Source organism: Isoptericola sp. GX10416 (genome assembly GCF_056590155.1).
In genome coordinates this window covers 517,876-538,896 of sequence record NZ_JBWPVO010000001.1, presented here as the reverse complement: position 1 = coordinate 538,896, position 21,021 = coordinate 517,876, and the positions used below count along the sequence as shown (strand labels likewise).

Genomic DNA, 21,021 nt, shown 5'->3' with positions numbered 1-21,021 from the left:
TCACACCCCCGCGACCTTGCGGCCACGTGCCACCGCGACCAGGACCGGGGCGCCGATCGCGGCCGCCACGACTCCGGCCTCCAGCTCGGTGCCGGGCAGCAGCAGGCGGCCGATGACGTCGGCGCCGAGCAGCATGACCGGCCCGAGCAGCGCGGAGAGCACGAGGATCCAGCGGTAGTCCGTGCCGACGAGGCGCCGGGCGGCGTGCGGGACGGCGAGGCCGACGAGGGCGATCGGGCCGGCGAGCGCCGTCGCGGAGCCGGCCAGGAGCACGATCGTCAGTCCGGCCACGGCCCGGGTCACGCCCACCCGCTGGCCGAGCCCGCGGGCGACGTCGTCGCCGAGGGCGAGCATGTTGAGCCGCTGTGCCAGCCCTGCGGCGAGCACGGTGCCGGCGGCGACGAAGGGCAGGACGACCAGGAGGGTCTCGAGCCCGCGGCCGGTCAGTGAACCGACCGCCCAGAACCGGTAGAGGTTGAAGGCCTGCGGGTCGCGCAGCAGCACGAGGGTGATGAGCGGTGTGATCAGCGCGGTGACGGTTGCGCCGACGAGGGCGAGCCTCACCGGCTGTCCGGAGCCGATGGAGAACACCAGAGCGGCGGCGGCCGCGGCGCCCAGGAAGGCGAACCACACGAACTGCGAGGGCGCCGTCAGCCCGAGCAGCCAGACCGTGCAGACGACGGCGAGCGAGGCTCCGGAGTTCAGCCCGAGCAGCCCGGGATCGGCGATCGGGTTGCGGGTGACGCCTTGGATGACGGCTCCGGTGACGCCGAGGGCGAGGCCGGCGGCGAGGCCGACGAGGGCCCGGGGGACGCGCTGGCCCATGATGACCTGGTGGTCCACGTTGCCGGCTGCGGGGGCGGTGAGTGCCTCCCAGACGACGGGCAGCGAGACGTCGCGGACGCCGAGCACGAGGCTCGCGACCACGATGAGGGCCAGCACTCCGAGGGCGACCGCGCAGGCGGCGATCTTGCGACGGGTCCGCTGTCCCACCTGACGGGCCGCGTCCGAGGACGTGACCGGTGGTGAGGTAAGCATTGCCTAAGTCTGACACAGGCCTCGGGGTGCTCACGCACCCGTCCGGCCCGTGAGAGGTCAGCCCCGCTCGGCCGCCGCCTCGACAGCGGCGACGGGGCGTGCCGCGCCCGCCCGGGCCCGACGGCGGCGCAACAGCCAGGCGGTGAGCCCGATCGCGAGCGCACCGGCAGCCCCGAGGGCTGCCGGGTCGAGCAGGAACAGCAGGATCGCGCCGTAGACCACGGCGGTGCCGACGGTGGTCCAGATGGCCGCCCAGAGGAGGCAGCCGAGGGTCAGTGCCATGAGGTAGCGCCCGAGCGGCATGCGCAGGTAGCCGGCCGCAAGATTGACGACGGTCTGGATGCCCACGGTGAGGAAGGACACGGTCACCGCCGCCGGCCCCCAGCGGTGGATGCGGTCGATCACCTGGACGGCGCGCGGGGAGGCCAGCAGCCGTGCCACTCGGGTGCCGCCCATGCCGCGGGCGACGCCGCGGCCGAGCCAGTACGTCGCCTGGGCGCGAGCCATGACGATGCAGAACGCGATGACGTACACGGCCCAGAACGGGAAACCCTCGAGCGTGAAGACGCCATGGCGCCCGACCTCGTCGGTCGCGGTGGCGGTCAGGGCGGCGAGCATGCCGCCATCATGCCCTACTGAGGTATGCCTGGCCTAACTTTCCTGCCTGCCGACGGTCGGCAGTCGGTGCACGTGCCCCAGAGCTCCACCGTGTGCTCGATGTCCGTGAACCCCTGCGACGCGCCCACCTGCGCGGCCCACGACTCGACGGTGGGCCCGTCGATCTCGACCGCCCGGCCGCAGGAGCGGCACACCAGGTGGTGGTGGTGCTCGGTCCGCGCGCAGCGACGGTAGAGGGCCTCGCCGTCGTCGGTGCGCAGCACGTCCACCTCGCCGCCGGCGGCGAGCGCCTGCAGTGTCCGGTAGACGGTGGCGAGGCCGACGGCGTCCCCGCGGTCGCGCAGCTGCTCGTGCAGCTGCTGGGCGCTGCGGAACTCGTCGGTGGCGTCCAGCGCGCCGGCGACGGCGGCTCGCTGCTTGGTCATGCGCAGCTGCTGGGTCATCTTTCGCACTCTCCTGCTTCGCTGGTGGTCCCCACCTCGACGTCGTCGGGGATGTCGGGGTGCGGGTCGCGTGCCGGCCGGCGGCGGGCCAGCAGCGGGTGCAAGCCTGCCACGACCGCGTACACCGCGATGGCCAGGACCACGATGAGGGAACCTGGGGAGACCGGGTACCAGTAGGTGATGCTGAGCCCGACGACGCACACGACGACCCCGATCACCGAGCCGACGGCCATGGTGCGCCGGAACGAGTGGGTGACGAGCTGGCCGATCGCGACGGGCACGATCATGAGCGCGGAGACGAGCAGCAGCCCGACGACGCGCATCGCGACGGTGACGGTGAGGGCCGCCAGCACGGCGACGGCCATGTTGAGCGCCCAGACGGGTAGGCCGGAGGAGATGGCGAACTCCTCGTCGTGGCTCACGGAGAACAGGGCGGGCCGCAGCCCGACGCCCACCAGGAGGATGAGGGCGCACAGCACCACGGTCAGGATCAGGTCGGTGCTGGTCACCGTCGAGATCGACCCGAACAGGTAGGCCATGAGGTTTCCCGAGGAGCCGCCGGCGATCCCGATGATGAGCACGCCGCCGGCGATGCCTCCGTAGAACATGATGGCCAGGGCCAGGTCGCCCGAGGTGCGCCCGCGCCGTCGGACCACCTCGATGAGGACGGAGCCGACGACGGCGGCCACGACGGCGCCCGGGATGGCCAGGACGTCGTCCGGCACCAGGCCGAGGGCCGCCCCGACGAGCCAGCCGAGCGCCACGCCGGTGAGGGCGACGTGCCCGATGCCGTCACCGAGCAGCGCGAGCCGGCGCTGCACCAGGTAGGTGCCGACCACGGGCGCGCTCACGCCGACGAGCAGGGCTGCGACGAGCGCCCGCTGCATGAGGGGGTCGGTGAGCATGAGGCCGATCTCGCTCACGAGCCCGCCTCCGTCGATCCGGTACCGAGGGGGCCGTCGGAGAGGCCGACCTCCGGCGTCTGCACGGGCAGCTCCGAGGTGTGCGGGTGCACGTGCTCGTGGCCCGTGGCGTCGTGGGCGCCGTGCGGGCGGGGCGGGGCGCCGTCGTGCACCACCTTGCCGTGCCGCAGCACGACGGCGCGGGTGACGAGACCGGCGAGCTCACCGAGCTCGTGCAGGACGACGAGCACGGTCAGGCCGCTGCCGACGAGCCGCGTCATGGTGGCGGCGAACGCCTCCTGGCTGGGCCGGTCGACGCCCGCGACGGGTTCGTCGAGCACGAGCACCTCGGGCTCGCGCACCAGGGCGCGGGCGATGAGGACGCGCTGCTGCTGCCCGCCGGAGAGCTGGCTGGTGGCGTCGTCGGCGCGGTCGGCGAGGCCGACCTGGTCGAGGGCGTCGCGCGCCCGGCTCCGCCAGCCGCGGGGCAGGGCGAGACGGCGGCCGTGCAGCAGCCCGGAGGCGACGACCTCGGCCGCCGTCGACGGGACACCCGCGGCGGCGCTGACCCGCTGGGGGACGTAGCCGATGCGCTGCCAGGGCACGCCGTTGCCGAGCGGATGGCCGAGCATGCTGACCTCGCCCTGCGACGGGGTCAGGACGCCGACCACGGTGCGCACGAGGGTCGACTTCCCGGACCCGTTGGCGCCCAGGAGGGCGACGACCTCGCCGGCGTCGACGCGCAGGTCCACGCCGCGCAGCACGTGGCTCGCGCCGAGGCGTACGTGCACGTCACGGGCGTCGATGACGGGAGAGGTCACGCGCAGCCCAGCCCCTCGGTGATGGCGGCGAGGTTGTTGTCCATGACAGAAAGGTAGTCCGCCCCGGACTCCGCGGCGTCGGTGGACAGGCCCTCCAGCGGGTCCAGGACGGCGGTGGTCACGCCGAGGTCGTCGGCGAGGGTCTCGGCGACCTTCGGGCTGGTGAGGGTCTCGGTGAAGATGGTCCGCACGTCGTTGTCGGCGACGACGTCGCCGATCTCGCGCAGGCGGGCCGGGGACGGCTCGGCCTCCGGGTCGAGGGCGGAGATGCCGATCTGGGACAGCCCGTACCGCTCGGCGAGATACCCGAACGCGGCGTGGCTCGTCACGAGGGTCTCGCCCTGGCACGGCTCCAGCGCGGCGGCGTACTCCGTGTCGAGGTCCTCGAGCGTGGCCTGGAGGGCGTCCGCGTTGGCCGTGTAGGTGGCGGCGTTGTCCGGGTCAGCGGCACCGAGCTCGGTGGCGACCTCGTCGGCCACGGGGATCAGCAGGGTGGGGTCGAGCCAGAAGTGCGGGTCGGTGTTGCCGTGATCGTGGGTGTCGCCGGATTCCTCGTCCGCGTGCTCGGCGGACCCGGGGTTCTCCTCCAGCGTGACGAGCTCGGCGGCGTCCACCACGTGCTCGGGGGCGCGGGCCTCGACGGCCTCGTCGACGGCCGGCTGGAACCCGGACTGGAAGACGACCAGGTCGGCGTCACCGACCTCGCGCACCTGGGAGGGCGCGAGCTCGAGGTCGTGCGGCTCGGCGGCCGGGGGAGTGAGGTTGTCGACGCTCACCAGGTCGCCGCCGACCTGCTCGGCCACGTACTGCAGCGGGTAGAAGGAGGCGAGCACCTGCATCCCGTCGCCCGTGCCGTCGGCTCCGGTACCCACACCGTCGGTGCCGCAGGCGGCCAGGACGAGAGCGAGGGGCAGGGCGGCTGCGACGGGCAGCGCGAGGCGTCGGGGCATGAGAACCATTCTCAGCCTTGGCAGGAACCTCTGTCAAAGAGGTCGGGTGGGGCGTTCGTCACGCTGCGCGCCGAGTGTCAGGCGTGGTAGCCCGACTCGAGTCCGTAGACGTGCCTCCCACGCGCCCCGGCCTCGCGGGCCAAGCGTTGGTCGAAGGTGGCGAGAGCAACGTCGAGGTGCTCGGCGAGTGCGAGCACGCATGCGGCAGGCATCTTCAACGACGTCTCGGCCCGCACCACGGCGAGCGCTTCCGGCGCCGGGTCGCCCTGAGGGGAGAGCGCGAACCCGGCTTCGGCGAGCTTCGCGCGGACTGAGGCGTGAGCACCCACGCGGGCCGGGCCGACGAGGAGCTCGGCGAGGGTCAGGGAGTGCATCGCGATGTGCTCGAGTCCGTGTTCCCGCACGATGCGTCGGGCACCTGAGTGGTGGACGTGGTCCGGTTGGGCTGCGGCGATCACGACGTTCGCGTCGGCGACGATCACTCGCCCCACCCTTCACGCACGTCGTCCAGGTATCCCTTCGAGTAGAAGGCGGCCAAGGAGGTGAGCTCCTCCACGGCCCGATCGTGCTCGACATCGCGAGAGCCGCACTCCTGCTCGATCACGGTGGCGCCCTCTTCGATCAGGTGTGTCAGCAGTCGGGTCGCAGGCTCGCTCCGCCCCGCCCGGTAGGCTGGCAGACCGGCGCCGCCGGCAGTTCGCAGGCGCCGACCTACCGTGCACACCCGCCCCGCAGGAGCCACCTGCGGGGTCGACCTCAGGAGTGATCCGTGGCTGCATCCGCGACCGCCCAGCTCGACGCCGTCGTCTCCCTCGCCAAGCGCCGGGGGTTCGTCTTCCAGTCCGGCGAGATCTACGGCGGGACCCGCTCCGCGTGGGACTACGGCCCGCTGGGCGTGGAGCTCAAGGACAACATCAAGCGGCAGTGGTGGAAGGCGATGACCCGCCGGCCCGACGTCGTCGGCCTGGACTCGGCCGTCATCCTGCCCACCCCCGTGTGGAAGGCCTCCGGCCACCTCGGTGCGTTCACCGACCCGCTGACCGAGTGCCTGAGCTGCCACAAGCGGTTCCGCGAGGACCAGATGATCGAGGAGTTCACCGAGCGCAAGGGCCGCGCGCCTGAGGGCGGGCTCGCCGAGATCGCCTGCCCGAACTGTGGCACCCGCGGCGAGTGGACCGAGCCGCGCGACTTCAACATGATGCTCTCGACGTACCTCGGCCCGGTCGAGGACGAGTCGGGCCGCCACTACCTGCGTCCCGAGACGGCGCAGGGCATCTTCGTGAACTTCGCCAACGTGGCCGCCGCGTCCCGCCAGAAGCCGCCGTTCGGCATCGCGCAGATCGGCAAGTCGTTCCGCAACGAGATCACGCCGGGCAACTTCATCTTCCGCACGCGCGAGTTCGAGCAGATGGAGATGGAGTTCTTCGTCGAGCCGGGCTCGGACGCCGAGTGGCACCAGTACTGGATCGACACGCGCATGGCCTGGTACACCGACCTGGGCATCGACCCGGAGAACCTGCGCCTGTACGAGCACCCCGAGGACAAGCTCTCGCACTACTCGACCCGCACCGTGGACATCGAGTACCGCTTCGGGTTCACCGGCAGCGAGTGGGGCGAGCTCGAGGGCATCGCGAACCGCACCGACTTCGACCTCAGCACGCATGCGAAGCACTCGGGCAAGGACCTGATGTACCGCGACCCGGTGACCAACGAGAAGTACTTCCCGTACGTCATCGAGCCGGCCGCCGGCCTGACGCGGTCGCTCATGGCGTTCCTCGTCGAGGCCTACGCCGAGGACGAGGCCCCCAACACCAAGGGCGGCGTCGACAAGCGCACCGTGCTGCGTCTCGACAAGCGCATCGCGCCGGTCAAGGCCGCCGTGCTGCCGCTGTCCAAGAGCGCCGACCTGCTGCCCACGGCGGACAAGCTCGCCGCCGAGCTGCGCCAGCACTGGAACGTCGACCACGACGTCACCCAGGCGATCGGCAAGCGGTATCGCCGTCAGGACGAGATCGGCACGCCGTACTGCGTGACGGTCGACTTCGACACCCTCGAGGACCAGGCCGTCACGATCCGTGACCGGGACACCATGGCCCAGGAGCGTGTCGCGCTCGACCAGGTCGCGGGCTACCTCGCCCAGCGGATGCCAGGCGTCTGAGGCTGATCCGCCCGAGCACGCGAACGGGGGCCGTCCCGAGTGGACGGCCCCCGTTCTGCTCCCGCACTCGGGCGGGAGCACGTCAAGACGACGATCAGGTCTTGGCGCGCCTCATGAGCGCCAGCACGAGGCTGACGACCAGGACCGCGACGCCGATCCAGAGCAGGAACATCCCGATCTCGGTCGCAACACCGAGAATGACCAGCACCACGCCGATCAGGATCAGAATCAGCCAGAGGGGCATGTCGACCTCCTTCGTCCGTCACGACAGTTTTTGTCGCGACATGTTCCGAACCTGGCACAGGATCGCTGTGCAGGCACGTCGAGCGATCGTCCGGTGACCGGTGTCACGCATCCGGGAGGCTCTGACGGCCCGGTGTCGCCGGGAGACGTTTGCGACAATGGCGGATGTGACTTCCACGCTCGAACCCGTCAGCACGACGACGCCGCAGCCCGCCACCGCGACCGGGGCTCCGTCGTCGGGCACGCGCGTGCTGCCCCCGCTGCAGATCGGGCCGATCACCGTCGGCACGCCCGTGGTCCTCGCACCCATGGCCGGCGTCACCAACCGCGCCTTCCGCACGCTGTGCCGCGAGGCCGGCCGCTCCACCGGGTTCGACCCGGGGCTCTACGTGGCGGAGATGGTCACGAGCCGGGCGCTCGTGGAGCGCAACACCGAGGCGCTGCGCATCGTCACCTTCGGCGACGACGAGACGCCGCGCTCGGCGCAGGTCTACGGCGTCGACCCCGCGACCGTCGGCGCCGCCGTGAAGATCATCGCGAGCGAGGACCGCGCGGACCATGTGGACCTCAACTTCGGCTGCCCCGTCCCCAAGGTGACCCGCAAGGGCGGCGGCTCCGCGCTGCCGTGGAAGAAGCAGCTCTTCAGCGACATCGTGCGCGCCGCCGTGGACGCCGCCGAGCCGTACGGCGTCCCCGTGACGGTCAAGATGCGCAAGGGCATCGACGACGACCACCTGACGTACCTCGACGCCGGCCGGACGGCCGCGTCCCTCGGGGTGGCCGCCGTCGCGCTGCACGCCCGCACGGCGGCGGAGCACTACTCCGGGACGGCGGACTGGTCCGCTGTCGCTCGCCTCAAGGAGGCCGTGACCACGGTGCCGGTGCTCGGCAACGGTGACATCTGGTCCGCCGAGGACGCACTGCGCATGGTCCGCGAGACCGGCGCCGACGGTGTCGTCGTCGGCCGCGGCTGCCAGGGCCGCCCCTGGCTGTTCGCCGATCTGGCCGCCGCCTTCAACGGCTCCGACCAGCGGGTGCGGCCCGGTCTGCGCGAGGTGGCCGGGACGATCCACCGCCACGGCGAGCTGATGATCTCCTACTACGACGGCGACGAGTCCAAGGCGATGCGCGACCTGCGCAAGCACATGGCCTGGTACCTCAAGGGCTACGCCGTCGGCGGCGAGACCCGCCGTGAGCTGGCGATGGTGTCCACGCTCGACGAGCTGCGTACGCTCCTCGACACGCTCGACCTCACGCTCGGCTACCCGGGGGCCGACGCCGAAGGGCCGCGCGGGCGCGCCGGCACGCCGAAGAAGCCGCACCTGCCCTACGGCTGGCTGGACTCGCGCGAGCTGGACGCCGAGTTCGAGGCGAAGCTGCGCGAGGCCGAGCTGAGCGTCTCCGGCGGCTGATCCCCGCCGAGACCGCCCCACTACCTCGGCGCGAACCCTCGGAGCGTCAGACGCGCAGCCAGACCGTCGTGTCGGCCGGGAGCATGCCCTCGGCAAGGTCGCCGGAGGCAAGGAGCACCTCGTTCTCGGGCAGCGCGACCGGATCGGATCCCAGGTTCGCCACGACGGCGACGCCACGGTCGACGAACGCCACGACGTCGGGGGAGTCGGCCCAGGCCTCGAGCCAGGTCAGCCCGCCGTGCCCGAGCCCTTCGGCGCGCCGCGTCGCCAGCGCCGCCCGGTACAGCTCGAACGTCGAGCCGTCGACGCCGTACTGGGTGTCGGCGGCGTAGCGGCCGTAGGACTCGGGCTGGGGGAGCCAGGTCTCACCGGACGGTCCGAACCCGTACCCGGGGGCGTCGGCCTCCCAGGGCAGCGGCACGCGGCAGCCGTCGCGGCCGGCCTCGGCGCCACCGGTGCGGAAGTGTCCGGGGTCCTGGCGCACCTCGTTCGGCAGTGTCGTGTGCTCGGGCAGGCCGAGCTCCTCGCCCTGGTAGATGTAGGCCGAGCCAGGCAGGCCGAGCATGAGCAGCGAGGCGGCCCGCGCCCGGCGCAGACCCAGCTCCTCGTCGGGCTGCGGGTCGGTCGCGAACACGCCGTTCGGGCGCACGCCCACCTCCGGCAGCCCGAGGCGGGTGGCGTGGCGCACCACGTCGTGGTTGGACAGGACCCACGTCGTGGGGGCGCCCACCTCGTCGTTGGCACGGTACGACGCCGCGATCACGCGGCGCAGAGCGGCCGCGTCCCACGCGGTGGTCAGGAACGAGAAGTTGAACGCCTGGTGCATCTCGTCCGGTCGCACGTAGCGCGCCAGGCGGGAGAGGGGCTCCACCCATGCCTCGGCCACGAGGCAGCGGTCGCCGTCGTACTCGGCGAGCACGCGGTGCCAGGACCGGTAGATCTCGTGGACGCCGTCCTGGTCGAACATCGGGCCCTGGTTGCCGGCACCGGTGGAGCCGTCCTCGGGCGCGCCGGGGTCGACGGGCTGGTCCTCCTCGGCGGCGCTGCCCTCGACCATCGAGACGTGACCGTGCCAGTCCGGCAGGCCGTCGGCCTTGACCATGCCGTGGGCGACGTCGATGCGGAACCCGTCCACGCCCTTGTCGAGCCAGAACCGCAGCACGTCCTCGAACTCCGCGCGGACCTCGGGGTGGTTCCAGTCCAGGTCGGGCTGGGAGGCGTCGAACAGGTGCAGGTACCACTGGCCGTCGTCGACGCGCGTCCAGGCCGCGCCGCCGAAGATCGACTGCCAGTTGTTGGGCGGTTCGGAGCCGTCCGGCCCGCGGCCGTCGCGGAAGATGTAGCGGTCGCGCGCGGGCGCCCCGGGCTCGGCGGCCAGCGCCTCGGCGAACCAGACGTGCTGGTCCGAGGTGTGGTTCGGGACCAGGTCGACGATGACCCGCATGCCGCGCTCGTGGGCGCCGGCCAGCATCGCGTCGAAGTCGGCGAGGGTGCCGAACAGCGGGTCGACGTCGCGGTAGTCGGCGACGTCGTAGCCGGCGTCCTTCTGCGGGGACCGGTAGAACGGCGAGAGCCAGACGGCGTCGACCCCGAGGGTCTGCAGGTGGTCGAGCCGGGACGTGATGCCCGGGATGTCACCGATGCCGTCGCCGTTGCCGTCCGCGAAGGAGCGCGGGTAGACCTGATAGATGACGGCGTCGCGCCACCATTCGCGGGCTGCGGCGGATCCGACGTGCACGGTGCCGTCGGCGGTGAGCGGCGCGGGCGTCGGAGGGGTCGGCTCGGTGGTGGCCATGAGGGTCCTCGATGAGTCGGCGGTAGGTATGTCGGTCGAGTGTATTCCTTGCTGCAAGGTTTGCAACGCTGGCGCGGGGCGCGCCCGGGCGTGTCGCACTTGCAGACCAGCCTGCGTGGCAGGCTGGGTGCGGGCAAATCAGGCGCGGGGGGCGATGCCCGTGGATCCGCGCACCACCAGCTCCGGTGCGAACAGCAGCTCCGTGCGCGGGGCCGGGTCGCCGCCGATCTCGGTCAGCAGCGCGCTGACCGCGGCGTGGGCCATCGCCTCGACCGGCTGGCGCACGGTGGTCAGCGGCGGGTCGGTGAAGGCGATGAGCGGAGCGTCGTCGTACCCGACGACCGAGACGTCCTCCGGGACGCGGAGCCCGCGCGCCCGGGCAGCCCGCACGACCCCGAGGGCCATCAGGTCCGAGCCGCAGACGACGGCCGTGTGGCCGGAGGCGAGGAGCTCCGCGGCGGCGGCCTGACCACCCTCCAGCGTGTACAGCGTGCTGGTGACGTGGCCGCGCGCGTCGGCCTCGTCGTCGGCCAGCCCGTGCCGCACGAGCGCCGCCATGAACGCGGCCACCTTGCGCTGGGCCGGGACGTACCGCTCGGGCCCGATCGCGAGGCCGATCCGGCGGTGACCCAGCGTCACCAGGTGCTGGACCGCGACGTCCACGCTGGCGACGTCGTCGGGGGAGACGAACGGGGCGTCGATCCCCGGGGCGTAGCCGTTGACCAGCACGATGGGGATGCCCTGTCCGCGCAGCAGCTCGTAGCGGGTGTGGTCCGCCCGGGTGTCCGCATGCAGACCGGAGATGAAGACGATGCCGTCGACGGAGTGGTCCACCAGCGTGGAGACGTACTCGTCCTCCGTGGTGCCGCCGGGTGCCTGGGTGCACAGCAGCGGCGTGTAGCCGCGTTGCGCCAGGATCGATTCGACGGCCTGCGCGAAGGCGGGGAAGACGGGGTTCGTCAGCTCGGGGACGACCAGGCCGACGAGCCCGGCCGAGCGCCCGCGCAGGGCGGTGGGCCGCTCGTACCCGAGGACGTCGAGGGCGGCCAGGACGGCCTGTCGCGTCGAGCTGGCGACGCCTGGCTTGCCGTTGAGCACGCGCGAAACCGTTGCGGTGGAGACGCCGGCCTGCTCGGCCAGGTCGCTCAGTCGGGTTCGCACGCCGCCGATCGTAGGTGACAACGGACCCCCTCGTCCTGGGCGACCATCGGCTGGACGCCAGTTCGTACGTCGTGTTGCAGAAATGTTATTGCAAGATCTTGCAAAAGGCGACTGAACCTCCTAGATTCTCCGCCAGCAGGGCCCACCGGCGTCCAAGCCGTCGGGCCATCCTTCTGACGCTGGGAGTACCACGATGCGACGGAGCATCCTTCTTGCCTCCGCCCTGGTCACCACCCTCGCCCTGTCGGCGTGCGGCGGGACCGACGATGCCGGTGAGGCAGCCGAGGGGAACACCGAGGAGTCGGCCGCCGAGGACACCGCCGCGGACGGCGGCGCCCTGACGGTCTGGGTCGACGAGACCCGGCAGGCTGCCGTCGAGGCCGCCGCCGAGGACTTCGAGGCCGAGACGGGCGCGGAGGTCGAGCTCGTCCTCAAGCCGTTCGAGGACATCCGCGCCGACTTCATCGCGCAGGTCCCCACCGGCGAGGGCCCCGACGTGACGGTCGGAGCGCACGACTGGCTCGGCGAGCTCATCACCAACGGCGTCGTGGCACCCGTCGAGCTCGGCGACAAGGCCGCCGAGTTCGAGGAGGTCGCCGTCCAGGCGTTCACCGCCGACGAGCAGGTCTACGGCCTGCCGTACGCGATCGAGAACATCGCCCTGATCCGCAACACCGAGCTGGCGGACTCCGCCCCGGCCACGTGGGACGACGCGATCGCCGCCGGCAAGGACGCGGGGACGAAGTTCCCGTTCCTCATCCAGTCCGACGGGGAGAACGGCGACCCGTACACGTACTACCCCTTCCAGACGTCGTTCGGCGCCCCCGTCTTCGAGCAGAACGCCGACGGCTCCTACTCCCCGGAGCTCGCCATGGGCGGCGAGAACGGCGAGGCCTACGCGCAGTGGCTCGCCGACCAGGGCGAGGCCGGCAACCTGACCATCGACACCACCTACGACATCGCGGTCGAGGCGTTCGCCAACGGCGAGTCGCCCTTCATCGTGGGGGGTCCGTGGATGCTCGAGCAGTTCTCCGACCTCGACCTGGCGATCGACCCCGTCCCGGCTCCCGGTGACGAGCCCGCCCAGCCGTTCGTCGGCGTCCAGGGCTTCTACGTCAGCGCGAAGAGCGAGAACGCCCTGCTCGCCAACGACTTCCTGGTCAACTACCTGTCCACCGAGGAGGCGCAGACGGCGCTCTTCGAGGCGGGCGGCCGTCCGCCGGCCCTGACGGCCGCTGCCGACGCCGCGTCGTCTGACCCGATCGTCGGGGGCTTCCGCGAGGTCGGCGCCGACGCCGTGCCGATGCCCTCCATCCCCGAGATGGGTTCGGTGTGGGCCTTCTGGGGCGTGACCGAGGCCGGCATCATCTCCGGCAAGGCCGAGCCGGCCGAGGCGTGGAACAAGATGATCTCGGACATCGAGGGCGCGCTCGACTCCTGACGTCCTGACCTCCCTGTGCCGGGCCGCGGTGACGCCGCGGCCCGGCACGCGAGCCCGGAAGGCCACCGATGACCGACCTGCAGCACGTCGCCGACGCCCGCGAGACGTCCGGCGACGCCACCCCGCCCCCTGACGAGCGCCGCCGTCGGGCCGCGCGACGCGACGAGTCCCCGGCCGGGCGCTACGGCCCCGGGTTCCTCGTCAAGCTCGCGCTGATGGCCGTCATCGACGCGTTCGGCGTCTACGTCGTCTGGTCGGCGTGGGTCGCGGAGTCCTGGGTGATCCTGGGCGCGATGGTGGCGATGCTCGCCGTCGCGAACTGGGTCTACTTCTCCCGGCGCACCGTGCCGATGAAGTACGTGCTGCCCGGCCTGGTCTTCCTGTTCACGTTCCAGATCTTCACCATCGCGTACACCGGCTGGGTGGCCTTCACGAACTACGGCGACGGCCACAACTCCACCAAGGACGACGCGATCACCGCGCTGCTCGCGCAGAACGAGCGCCGCGTCGAGGGCTCGCCCAGCCTGCCCGTGACCGTCGTGACCGACGGCGACGACCTCGGCTTCGCCGTCGTCCGTCCGGACGGCACGACGGCGGTGGGCGACGCGGACGACGCGCTCGCCCCCGTCGAGGCGACGGTGACGGACGGACAGGTCACGGCCGTCGACGGCTGGGAGGTCCTGGACCGCCAGGAGATCCTCGAACGTCAGGGCGAGGTCACCGACCTGCGGGTGCCGGTCTCCGACGACCCGAACGACGGGTCCGTCCGCACCCAGGACGCCCGGACCGGGTACACGTTCAAGCCGACTCTCGTCTACGACGAGGCCGCCGACACGATGACGGACACCGTCACCGGGACGGTCTACGCCCCGAACGACGACGGGCAGTTCGAGGCCGCCGACGGCACCACCCTGCAGGTGGGCTGGCGCGTGTTCGTCGGGTTCGACAACTTCACCACGGCGTTCTCCGACTCCCGGTACGCGGGCCCGTTCTTCCAGGTCGTGGTGTGGACCTTCGTGTTCGCGTTCGCGTCGGTGGCCACCACGTTCCTGCTCGGGATGTTCCTGGCGACCGTCTTCAACGCCCCGATCCGGGGCCGCAAGCTCTACCGCACGCTGCTGATCCTGCCGTACGCGATCCCCGGGTTCGTCGCGCCGCTGCTGTGGTCCGGTCTGCTCAACCGCAGCTTCGGGTTCGTCAACCAGGTGCTGCTCGGCGGGGCCGCGATCCCGTGGCTCACGGACCCCTGGCTCGCGAAGTTCTCGATCATCGCGGTCAACCTGTGGCTGGGGTTCCCCTACATGTTCCTCATCTGCACCGGGGCTCTCCAGTCGCTGCCCACCGACGTGCTGGAGGCGGCCAAGATCGACGGCGCGGGGCGGCTGCGCACGTGGCGCTCGGTGACGATGCCGCTGCTGCTGGTCTCCACCACGCCGCTGCTCATCTCGAGCTTCGCGTTCAACTTCAACAACTTCGCGCTGATCTACATGCTCACCGGCGGCGGGCCGCGGTTCGACGACGCCTCCGTGCCGCTCGGCCACACCGACATCCTCATCACGATGGTCTACTCCGTGGCCGGGCTGGACGGCAGCGCACCCAAGAACTTCGGGCTGGCCAGCGCGCTGTCCATCGTCATCTTCGTGATCATCGCGACGATCTCGGCCATCGCGTTCAAGCGGACCCGCTCGCTCGAGGAGATCAACTGACATGACCGCCTCCACGCTCCCCGAGAACCGTGCCGCACGTCCGGTGGCGGCGGCGTCCCGTCGTCGGCAGCCCGCCGGACGCTGGTTCGCCGAGACCGGCTGGCGGCACGTCGTCGGCGTCGTGTTCGTCGTCTACGCCGTGTTCCCGATCGTCTACGTGCTCTCGGCGTCGCTCTCCGAGGGCGGCACCCTGACGGGGTCCAACCAGCTCTTCGACTCGATCGACGGCGGGAACTACGCCGCACTGTCCGGCACGGCGTTCTGGTCCTGGTTCGTCAACTCGGTCCAGGTGGCGGTGGTGACCTCGATCGGCACCGTGCTGATGGGGGCGGCCGCGGCGTACGCCCTCAGCCGGTTCCGCTTCCAGGGCCGCCGGGCCGGGCTCACGACGCTGCTGATCGTGCAGATGTTCCCGCAGATGCTCGCGTTCGTGGCGATCTTCCTGCTGCTCATCAGCCTCGGAGAGGTGGTGCCGGCCCTCGGGCTCAACTCCAAGGTGGCGCTCGTGTGCGTCTACCTGGGCGGGGCGCTGGGCGTGAACACGTTCCTCATGTACGGGTTCTTCAACACGATCCCGCGCGAGCTGGACGAGGCCGCGAAGATCGACGGCGCCACGCACGCGCAGACCTACTGGACGATCATCCTGCGGCTGGTCACGCCGATCCTCGCCGTCGTCGCGCTGCTGTCGATCATCGCGACGTTCGGCGAGTTCGTCATCGCGCGCGTGCTGCTGCAGTCCGAGTCGAACTGGACCCTCGCCGTCGGCCTCTACTCGTGGGTGTCCAGCCTGCTCGAGGCCAACTGGGGGTTGTTCGCCGCCGGCGCCGTCATCTCGACGATCCCGATCCTCGCGCTGTTCCTGTTCCTGCAGAAGTACATCGTCGGCGGGCTGACCGCCGGGTCGGTGAAGGGCTGACGAACATCCGCGCGGGCTGTGGCGGTGGTCACATCCCGGCTCTAGCCTGAGCACATGACGGATGACACGCGCAGCTACACCCCGGATCTCGGGCGCCTCACCGACGCCGCCGACGACTCGTTCTCCGTGCGCCGCGCGTACGGCGAGCCCTATGAGCATCAGGGCCACCTCGTCATCCCCGTCGCCAAGGTCTGGGGCGGGATCGGCACGGGCTCCGGAGGTGGCGGCGGCACGGGCGCAGGCCACGGCTCCGGGCAGGGGACCGGCACGGGGAAGGGCTCCGGCCACCTCGGCGGCTGGTCCCGGAGCTTCCAGCTCGGTTCGCGCTCCAGGGCTGCCGACGAGCCCGGCGACGACTCGGCGAACGGGTCCGACGCGGGTGACGCCTCCGGTGACGCCCAGGGCGAGATCCGCGCCGAGACCCACGGCGAAGGGTCGGGCGAAGGTGGGGGCGGGGGCGGCGGCTTCGGTCTCCAGGTCAAGCCGCTCGGCGTCTACGTCGTCTCGCCGGAGGGTGCCCGCTGGCAGCCCGTGCTCGACCTGAACAAGGTGATCCTCGGCGGGCAGGTCGTCGGGATCGCGGTCGCGCTCGCCGCCGGGTGGGCGCTCGGCCGCCGCCGACGCTGAGGCCCGCCCCGAGCCGAACCACCCGGAAGCACGGAGGACTGATGGACGGCATGCAGCTGCTGGAGGACCTGTACGCACGGATCGGGCCCACGCTGCGCCGTGGCGTCGAGGGGGTGTCCGACCACGCCCTGACGGCACGGCTCGACCCGGCGTCGAACACCATCGCGTGGCTCGCCTGGCACGCCGCACGGGGGCAGGACCTGCAGGTGTCCGAAGCCTGCGAGCGTGAACAGGTGTGGACCGCGGGCGCGTGGGACGAGAAGTTCGCGCTGCCGTTCGGCCCGGAGGACTCCGGCAACGGCCACACCGCGGACGACGTCGCAGCGGTACGCGCACCTGCCGAGCTGCTGCTGGGCTACGTCGAGGACGTCCAGAACGAGTCCCTCGACGTGCTCACCGGTCTGGCCGACGTCGACCTGGAGACGGTGGTCGACCGGTCGTGGGACCCGCCGGTGACGCTCGGTGCCCGCCTCGTGAGCATCGCCGTCGACTCCCTGGAGCACGCCGCGCAGATCGACTACCTGCGCGGCGTCCTCGAGAGGACGGGGCGGGCGTAGCCGTCGGCTGTGGGAGCATCGGGCGTGGCCACCGAGCGGATCGCGATCATCTCCGACGTCCATGGCAACCTCACCGCGCTGGAGGCGGTCCTCGCGGACGTCGCGGCGCGCGGCATCGAGCGCGTCGTCAACCTCGGGGACGACGTCGGCAAGGGGCCGCGGGGGCGTGCCGTCGTCGACCGCACCACCGAGGTGTGCGAGGTCAACGTGCGCGGCAACTGGGACGACTTCCTGCCGCAGATCCTCGACGACGGCGCACCGGAGATGGTGTGGTGGCGCGACGAGGTCGGCGCCGACCGGCTCGCGGCGATCCGGCGCCGACCCTTGTGCCACGACCTGCGGCTGTCCGGTCGGCGCATCCGCCTGTTCCACGCCTCGGCGGCCAGCGTGCACACGCGCGTGCACTTCCACCACACGCCGGAGGAGTTCGCCGGCATGTTCGCCGCCACCGAGCTCACCGGTCCCGGCCCGGAGCCCGACATGGTGGGCTACGGCGACGTGCACGACGCCTACGTCGAGACGGACCGCGGCCGCACGCTGTTCAACGTCGGCAGCGTCGGCAACGCCCTCGACGAGCCGAGCGCCGCCTACGCGATCCTCGAGGGCGTGCCCGACACCGTCTACCCCGCTCCGTTCGGTCTGCAGCTCGTGCGGCTGCCTTACGACGTCGACGCCGAGCTCGCCGCCGCCCGCGCGGCGGATATGCCGCAGTACGCCGCCTGGGAGCAGGAGCTGCGTACCGCCGTCTACCGGGCGCTGACGCCGTGAGCACCGTCGGTGGTGCTCGGTAGGCTGCTCCCCGTGCAGACGTTCTCGCAGGACGCGTTCGACCCGACCGTCGTCGGGACCGGGCCGCGCCCCGCCCCGGGCGAGGAGGGTACGGCGTCGTACACCGACGCCGACACCGAGCGGTGGGCGGTCGAGCCCGCCAAGTCGAAGCACCGCACGCCCTTCGAGCGGGACCGGGCGCGGGTGGTGCACTCCTCGGGGCTGCGCCGCCTCGGCGCCAAGACCCAGGTGCTCACCCCCGGCAGCGACGACTTCGTACGGACGCGCCTGACCCACTCCCTCGAGGTCGCCCAGGTGGGGCGCGAGATGGGCCGCGCGCTGGGCTGCGACCCCGACCTCGTGGACACGGCCTGCCTGACGCACGACCTCGGCCACCCGCCGTTCGGGCACAACGGCGAGCGGGCGCTCGCGGACATCGCGGCCGGCATCGGCGGGTTCGAGGGCAACGCCCAGACGTTGCGGCTCCTGACCCGCCTCGAGCCGAAGATCATCGCCGACGACGGCGCCCCCCGCGGTCTGAACCTCACGCGTGCCTCGCTGGACGCCAGCGTCAAGTACCCGTGGCGTCTCGGCGAGGGACCGCCACGGCCCGACGGCCGCTCCACCCACAAGTTCGGTGTCTACCCGGACGACGCCCCGGTGTTCGCGTGGCTGCGCCAGGGAGCGCCGCGCGGGGGAGTGCGCTGCATGGAGGCCCAGGTGATGGACCTGGCCGACGACATCAGCTACTCGGTGCACGACGTCGAGGACGCCGTGGTCGGCGGCCGGGTGGACCTGCGCCTGCTGGACGACGAGTCCGAGCGCCGGCGGGTGGTGGAGCACGTGCGGTCCTGGTACGGCGACTGGCACGACCCCGAGGCGCTCGACGCCGCCCTGTGCCGGCTGCTGGGCACCGGCCATCTCGTGACCGACTTCGACGGCTCACGGCGGTCGCTCGCCGCGCTCAAGGACGCCACGAGCCAGCTCATCGGCCGGTTCAGCGGCGCGGCGCAGCGCGCGACGCGTGACGTCTACGGCGACGGCCCGCTCACCCGGTACTCCGCCCGGCTGGTGGTCCCGGACGACACGGCCGACGAGATCCTCGCGCTCAAGGGCGTGGCCGTGACCTACGTGATGGCGCCGCGCGAGTCCGAGCCGGTCTACGGTGCGCAGCGGGAGATCATCGCCGACCTGGTGACGGCGATCGCGGACCGGGCGCCGGTGGCGCTGGAGCCGGCCTTCGCGGCCGACTGGGCCGAGGCGGCCGACGACGACGCCCGGCTGCGCGTCGTCGTCGACCAGGTGGCCTCGCTCACCGACGTCTCGGCGATGCAGCTGCACGCGCGGCTGGTGCGCGGCGACTGACCGCGTACCGGGCCGGCGGGTCAGACGAGCCCTGCCGCGGCGAAGGCGCGCGCGTAGATCTCCCGCACGACCTGCTGCTTGCGGGCGTTGTACTGCATGACGTGCTCTCCGGCCGCGTTCGCCGCCTCGGCCGCTGCGAGCTTGGCGTGCCCGTAGCGGGCGCGGTCCTCGGGCGCGGAGCGCAGCCAGTCGCGGAACAGGCGGTGCCGGAACGCCTCCGGGCTCCCCGGGGACCAGACGTGCAGGTTGGTCGGCAGGCCGTCGTGGCGGAGGCACCGGTGCTCGTACCACCACGGCTCGCGCACGCGGAGCACGAACCCGGCAGCGGTCAGGGCGGGCACGTACGCCTGCTCGTCGGTGCAGTCGGCGACCGTGAGGTCGATGTCGATGATCGGCTTGGCCGGCAGGCCCGGCACCGCGGTGGACCCCACGTGCTCCACGACGAGCGCGCGGAAGTCCAGCGCCCCGCGGACCAGGCTCTCGACCTGCGCGAAGCGGTCTGCCCAGGCCGGGTCGTGGTCGGCGATCGCCACGTCGGTCTCGAGGAGGGCGCCGTCCACCCACGGCGTGCTGCCGGGTGGTCCGGGTGCGTCGTCGAAGGTCACGATCTGCGCGGCGGTGGGCATTCTCCGCACCCTATCCGGACGCGGGCGGCGCCGGTGCGGCACCGGCCCGTCGCCGCAACGACGTCACGACTGCTGGTCGGCCATCCACGCGTCGCTGGCCCGCTGGATGTCCGCGGTGGTGACGTGGTCGGCGACGGTCACGAGGAACCAGCGGTGCCCGGCCGGGCATCGCACGGCGGCCTGCCGGAAGCCGGGGAACCAGTCCTCCGGAGGCTGCACGCTGGTGGCGCCCGCCGCGACGGCGCGGTCGTGCGCGGCGTCGGTGTCCTCGACGTGCAGCGTGAACGACGCCGTCGTGCCGCCGTCCGGCTCGGGAGCGACGGCGCCGGCCCCCGGGAACGCCGCGGCCACGGTGAACGTCGAGCTGCCGCGCGCCGTCGTGATCCTCAGGTCGGAGTGGATGATCGCGTCGCCGGCGGTGATCTCGTCGAGGAGCTCGGCGCCGAGGCCGGCGACGTAGAAGTCGATGGCGGCACGGGGGTCGGCGACGGTCAGGTTGGGGTGCAGCGGGGACAGGTCCATGGTTCCTCCCGGTCTGGTGGTGGTCGTGCTCCCATGGTGCTGTCGGCGGTGCGTGCCATTCTTGGAAGAATGCGACAGGTGTTCGAGCGACCGGTGCCCGGGCCACGGGGCGAGGCGGGCATCGTGGACCCGGCGGCGGCGCGCCGCGCGTTCGAGCTCGTCCGGCTGGAGCCGGCACCCGACCTGGCCGACGTCGTCGAGCGGCACTGGGTGATCCGCTGGGACCTGCCGCCCGGCGCGGAGTTCACTCAGACCGTCATCCCGCACCCGCACGCCAATGTCGTCGCCGAGGCCGACGTGTTCGCCGCACACGGCATCCCCTCCGGGCTGTTCGACCGGACGCTGCGAGGGAGCGGCGCCGTCGTCGGGACCAAGCTCCGCCCCGGAGCGCTGCGCCTGCTGGTCGACCACCCGGACTCCGTCCGGCCCGACGTCGTGCTGCCCGCCGAACGGGTGCTCGGACCGGCGGCCGGCACCGCGGGAGCAGCAGCCGTCCTCGCGGCGCGGGACGGGCGCGACGCCGAGGCGGTCGCCGCGGTGACGCCCCTGCTGCTCGCCGCCGCGGAGCGCGGGCGCACCCGGCGGTCGGCCGCGGCGCTCGCCCAGGTGGCCGACGTGCTGAGCGCGGTCGTGAGCGGCGCCGTCGGCCCGCACGCCACCGTGCCCGACCTCGCGACGCTCGCCGGGACCACACCACGCACGCTGCAGCGGCTGTTCGCCCACTGGGTCGGCGTGAGCCCCAAGTGGGTGCTGGCGCGCCACCGGGTGCACGTGGCGGCGGAGGCGCTCGCAGCGGACCCCTCGGCCGACCTCGCCATGCTGGCGACAACGGTCGGCTACTACGACCAGGCGCACCTCGGGGCCGACTTCGCCCGCGTCCTCGGCACGACACCGGCCGCCTACGCCCGGCGTTGTGCACGAGCGCGGGAGGGGGCTCTCTCCCGGGCATAGA

The 21,021-nt window shown here is 72.2% G+C and carries 23 protein-coding genes; 10 read left to right on the top strand and 13 right to left on the bottom strand.

All coding sequences use genetic code 11. The annotated features are described in order from the left end of the window. From ACWAT2_RS02740 to ACWAT2_RS02705, 8 genes are all read right to left on the bottom strand, one after another. Positions 1–1,038 carry a FecCD family ABC transporter permease gene (locus ACWAT2_RS02740; protein ID WP_402371236.1) on the bottom strand — a complete coding sequence of 346 codons (1,038 nt, stop codon included), beginning with the start codon at positions 1,036–1,038 and terminating at the stop codon, positions 1–3. A 57-nt stretch (positions 1,039–1,095) separates the two neighbouring features. Continuing rightward, positions 1,096–1,656, bottom strand: a complete 561-nt coding sequence (locus tag ACWAT2_RS02735) for a DedA family protein (RefSeq protein ID WP_402371239.1) — start codon at positions 1,654–1,656, stop codon at positions 1,096–1,098. A gap of 14 nt (positions 1,657–1,670) precedes the next feature. Then, the gene (locus tag ACWAT2_RS02730; protein ID WP_402371242.1) at positions 1,671–2,099 is read right to left on the bottom strand and encodes a Fur family transcriptional regulator; all 429 of its coding nucleotides are present in this window, start codon (positions 2,097–2,099) and stop codon (positions 1,671–1,673) included. Then, the gene (locus tag ACWAT2_RS02725) at positions 2,096–3,004 is read right to left on the bottom strand and encodes a metal ABC transporter permease (RefSeq protein ID WP_402372077.1); all 909 of its coding nucleotides are present in this window, start codon (positions 3,002–3,004) and stop codon (positions 2,096–2,098) included. Before ACWAT2_RS02725 ends, ACWAT2_RS02730 begins: the two co-directional genes overlap by 4 nt. Positions 3,005–3,018: 14 nt before the next feature. Then, entirely contained in the window at positions 3,019–3,822 is an 804-nt protein-coding gene (locus ACWAT2_RS02720) for a metal ABC transporter ATP-binding protein (RefSeq protein ID WP_402371244.1), read from the bottom strand. Next, on the bottom strand, positions 3,819–4,772 hold the full coding sequence (locus tag ACWAT2_RS02715) for a metal ABC transporter substrate-binding protein (protein ID WP_402371247.1): 954 nt from the start codon (positions 4,770–4,772) through the stop codon (positions 3,819–3,821). The genes ACWAT2_RS02720 and ACWAT2_RS02715 overlap by 4 nt, the downstream gene beginning before the upstream one ends. Before the next feature lie 77 nt (positions 4,773–4,849). Further along, positions 4,850–5,254 carry a type II toxin-antitoxin system VapC family toxin gene (locus tag ACWAT2_RS02710; RefSeq protein WP_402371250.1) on the bottom strand — a complete coding sequence of 135 codons (405 nt, stop codon included), beginning with the start codon at positions 5,252–5,254 and terminating at the stop codon, positions 4,850–4,852. Beyond that, a complete protein-coding gene (locus ACWAT2_RS02705; RefSeq protein ID WP_402371252.1) occupies positions 5,251–5,376 on the bottom strand; it encodes a hypothetical protein in 126 nt (41 codons plus the stop codon). Before ACWAT2_RS02705 ends, ACWAT2_RS02710 begins: the two co-directional genes overlap by 4 nt. Before the next feature lie 165 nt (positions 5,377–5,541). On the opposite strand from ACWAT2_RS02705, the gene ACWAT2_RS02700 reads away from it, so the two are divergent. Continuing rightward, entirely contained in the window at positions 5,542–6,930 is a 1,389-nt protein-coding gene (locus tag ACWAT2_RS02700; RefSeq protein ID WP_402371255.1) for a glycine--tRNA ligase, read from the top strand. A 94-nt stretch (positions 6,931–7,024) separates the two neighbouring features. On the opposite strand, the gene ACWAT2_RS02695 is transcribed toward ACWAT2_RS02700, so the two are convergent. Next, complete coding sequence (locus ACWAT2_RS02695) at positions 7,025–7,174, bottom strand: hypothetical protein (RefSeq protein ID WP_402371258.1); 150 nt, start codon at positions 7,172–7,174, stop codon at positions 7,025–7,027. A gap of 157 nt (positions 7,175–7,331) precedes the next feature. On the opposite strand from ACWAT2_RS02695, the gene dusB reads away from it, so the two are divergent. Further along, entirely contained in the window at positions 7,332–8,585 is a 1,254-nt protein-coding gene (gene dusB / locus ACWAT2_RS02690) for a tRNA dihydrouridine synthase DusB (RefSeq protein WP_402371261.1), read from the top strand. A gap of 46 nt (positions 8,586–8,631) precedes the next feature. Here dusB and ACWAT2_RS02685 read toward each other — a convergent pair whose 3' ends face one another. Both ACWAT2_RS02685 and ACWAT2_RS02680 read right to left on the bottom strand, forming a co-directional pair. Next, positions 8,632–10,380, bottom strand: coding sequence for a glycoside hydrolase family 13 protein (locus ACWAT2_RS02685; protein ID WP_402371264.1), 1,749 nt, complete (start codon positions 10,378–10,380; stop codon positions 8,632–8,634). A 138-nt stretch (positions 10,381–10,518) separates the two neighbouring features. Continuing rightward, on the bottom strand, positions 10,519–11,541 hold the full coding sequence (locus ACWAT2_RS02680; RefSeq protein WP_402371265.1) for a LacI family DNA-binding transcriptional regulator: 1,023 nt from the start codon (positions 11,539–11,541) through the stop codon (positions 10,519–10,521). A gap of 193 nt (positions 11,542–11,734) precedes the next feature. Between ACWAT2_RS02680 and ACWAT2_RS02675 the strand changes: the two genes are divergently transcribed. From ACWAT2_RS02675 to ACWAT2_RS02645, 7 genes are all read left to right on the top strand, one after another. Next, positions 11,735–12,982 carry a sugar ABC transporter substrate-binding protein gene (locus ACWAT2_RS02675; RefSeq protein WP_402371267.1) on the top strand — a complete coding sequence of 416 codons (1,248 nt, stop codon included), beginning with the start codon at positions 11,735–11,737 and terminating at the stop codon, positions 12,980–12,982. A 68-nt stretch (positions 12,983–13,050) separates the two neighbouring features. Further along, a complete protein-coding gene (locus ACWAT2_RS02670) occupies positions 13,051–14,688 on the top strand; it encodes an ABC transporter permease subunit (RefSeq protein WP_402371269.1) in 1,638 nt (545 codons plus the stop codon). A 1-nt stretch (position 14,689) separates the two neighbouring features. Then, the gene (locus tag ACWAT2_RS02665) at positions 14,690–15,604 is read left to right on the top strand and encodes a sugar ABC transporter permease (RefSeq protein WP_402371272.1); all 915 of its coding nucleotides are present in this window, start codon (positions 14,690–14,692) and stop codon (positions 15,602–15,604) included. A gap of 54 nt (positions 15,605–15,658) precedes the next feature. Beyond that, complete coding sequence (locus ACWAT2_RS02660) at positions 15,659–16,231, top strand: hypothetical protein (protein ID WP_402371273.1); 573 nt, start codon at positions 15,659–15,661, stop codon at positions 16,229–16,231. A gap of 41 nt (positions 16,232–16,272) precedes the next feature. Beyond that, positions 16,273–16,788, top strand: a complete 516-nt coding sequence (locus tag ACWAT2_RS02655) for a mycothiol transferase (RefSeq protein WP_402371275.1) — start codon at positions 16,273–16,275, stop codon at positions 16,786–16,788. Positions 16,789–16,797: 9 nt separating this feature from the next. After that, on the top strand, positions 16,798–17,556 hold the full coding sequence (locus tag ACWAT2_RS02650) for a metallophosphoesterase family protein (RefSeq protein WP_480048424.1): 759 nt from the start codon (positions 16,798–16,800) through the stop codon (positions 17,554–17,556). A 33-nt stretch (positions 17,557–17,589) separates the two neighbouring features. Beyond that, positions 17,590–18,921 carry a deoxyguanosinetriphosphate triphosphohydrolase gene (locus tag ACWAT2_RS02645; RefSeq protein ID WP_402371278.1) on the top strand — a complete coding sequence of 444 codons (1,332 nt, stop codon included), beginning with the start codon at positions 17,590–17,592 and terminating at the stop codon, positions 18,919–18,921. 20 nt (positions 18,922–18,941) lie between these two features. Here ACWAT2_RS02645 and ACWAT2_RS02640 read toward each other — a convergent pair whose 3' ends face one another. Next, entirely contained in the window at positions 18,942–19,547 is a 606-nt protein-coding gene (locus ACWAT2_RS02640) for a GrpB family protein (RefSeq protein ID WP_402371280.1), read from the bottom strand. Between the two features lie 63 nt (positions 19,548–19,610). After that, the gene (locus ACWAT2_RS02635) at positions 19,611–20,069 is read right to left on the bottom strand and encodes a VOC family protein (protein ID WP_402371282.1); all 459 of its coding nucleotides are present in this window, start codon (positions 20,067–20,069) and stop codon (positions 19,611–19,613) included. Between the two features lie 78 nt (positions 20,070–20,147). On the opposite strand from ACWAT2_RS02635, the gene ACWAT2_RS02630 reads away from it, so the two are divergent. Further along, positions 20,148–21,020 (top strand): AraC family transcriptional regulator, encoded by an 873-nt coding sequence (locus tag ACWAT2_RS02630; RefSeq protein WP_402371284.1) that lies wholly within the window; start codon positions 20,148–20,150, stop codon positions 21,018–21,020. Position 21,021: the final 1 nt, after the last annotated feature.

Bases quoted from the DNA above. Each gene is read 5' to 3' on its own strand.
- ACWAT2_RS02740 (WP_402371236.1), bottom strand. From the start codon at position 1,038: ATGCTTACCTCACCACCGGTCACGTCCTCGGACGCGGCCCGTCAGGTG.
- ACWAT2_RS02735 (WP_402371239.1), bottom strand. From the start codon at position 1,656: ATGCTCGCCGCCCTGACCGCCACCGCGACCGACGAGGTCGGGCGCCAT.
- ACWAT2_RS02730 (WP_402371242.1), bottom strand. From the start codon at position 2,099: ATGACCCAGCAGCTGCGCATGACCAAGCAGCGAGCCGCCGTCGCCGGC.
- ACWAT2_RS02725 (WP_402372077.1), bottom strand. From the start codon at position 3,004: ATGCTCACCGACCCCCTCATGCAGCGGGCGCTCGTCGCAGCCCTGCTC.
- ACWAT2_RS02715 (WP_402371247.1), bottom strand. From the start codon at position 4,772: ATGCCCCGACGCCTCGCGCTGCCCGTCGCAGCCGCCCTGCCCCTCGCT.
- ACWAT2_RS02695 (WP_402371258.1), bottom strand. From the start codon at position 7,174: ATGCCCCTCTGGCTGATTCTGATCCTGATCGGCGTGGTGCTGGTCATT.
- dusB (WP_402371261.1), top strand. From the start codon at position 7,332: ATGGCGGATGTGACTTCCACGCTCGAACCCGTCAGCACGACGACGCCG.
- ACWAT2_RS02685 (WP_402371264.1), bottom strand. From the start codon at position 10,380: ATGGCCACCACCGAGCCGACCCCTCCGACGCCCGCGCCGCTCACCGCC.
- ACWAT2_RS02675 (WP_402371267.1), top strand. From the start codon at position 11,735: ATGCGACGGAGCATCCTTCTTGCCTCCGCCCTGGTCACCACCCTCGCC.
- ACWAT2_RS02670 (WP_402371269.1), top strand. From the start codon at position 13,051: ATGACCGACCTGCAGCACGTCGCCGACGCCCGCGAGACGTCCGGCGAC.
- ACWAT2_RS02665 (WP_402371272.1), top strand. From the start codon at position 14,690: ATGACCGCCTCCACGCTCCCCGAGAACCGTGCCGCACGTCCGGTGGCG.
- ACWAT2_RS02660 (WP_402371273.1), top strand. From the start codon at position 15,659: ATGACGGATGACACGCGCAGCTACACCCCGGATCTCGGGCGCCTCACC.
- ACWAT2_RS02655 (WP_402371275.1), top strand. From the start codon at position 16,273: ATGGACGGCATGCAGCTGCTGGAGGACCTGTACGCACGGATCGGGCCC.
- ACWAT2_RS02640 (WP_402371280.1), bottom strand. From the start codon at position 19,547: ATGCCCACCGCCGCGCAGATCGTGACCTTCGACGACGCACCCGGACCA.
- ACWAT2_RS02635 (WP_402371282.1), bottom strand. From the start codon at position 20,069: ATGGACCTGTCCCCGCTGCACCCCAACCTGACCGTCGCCGACCCCCGT.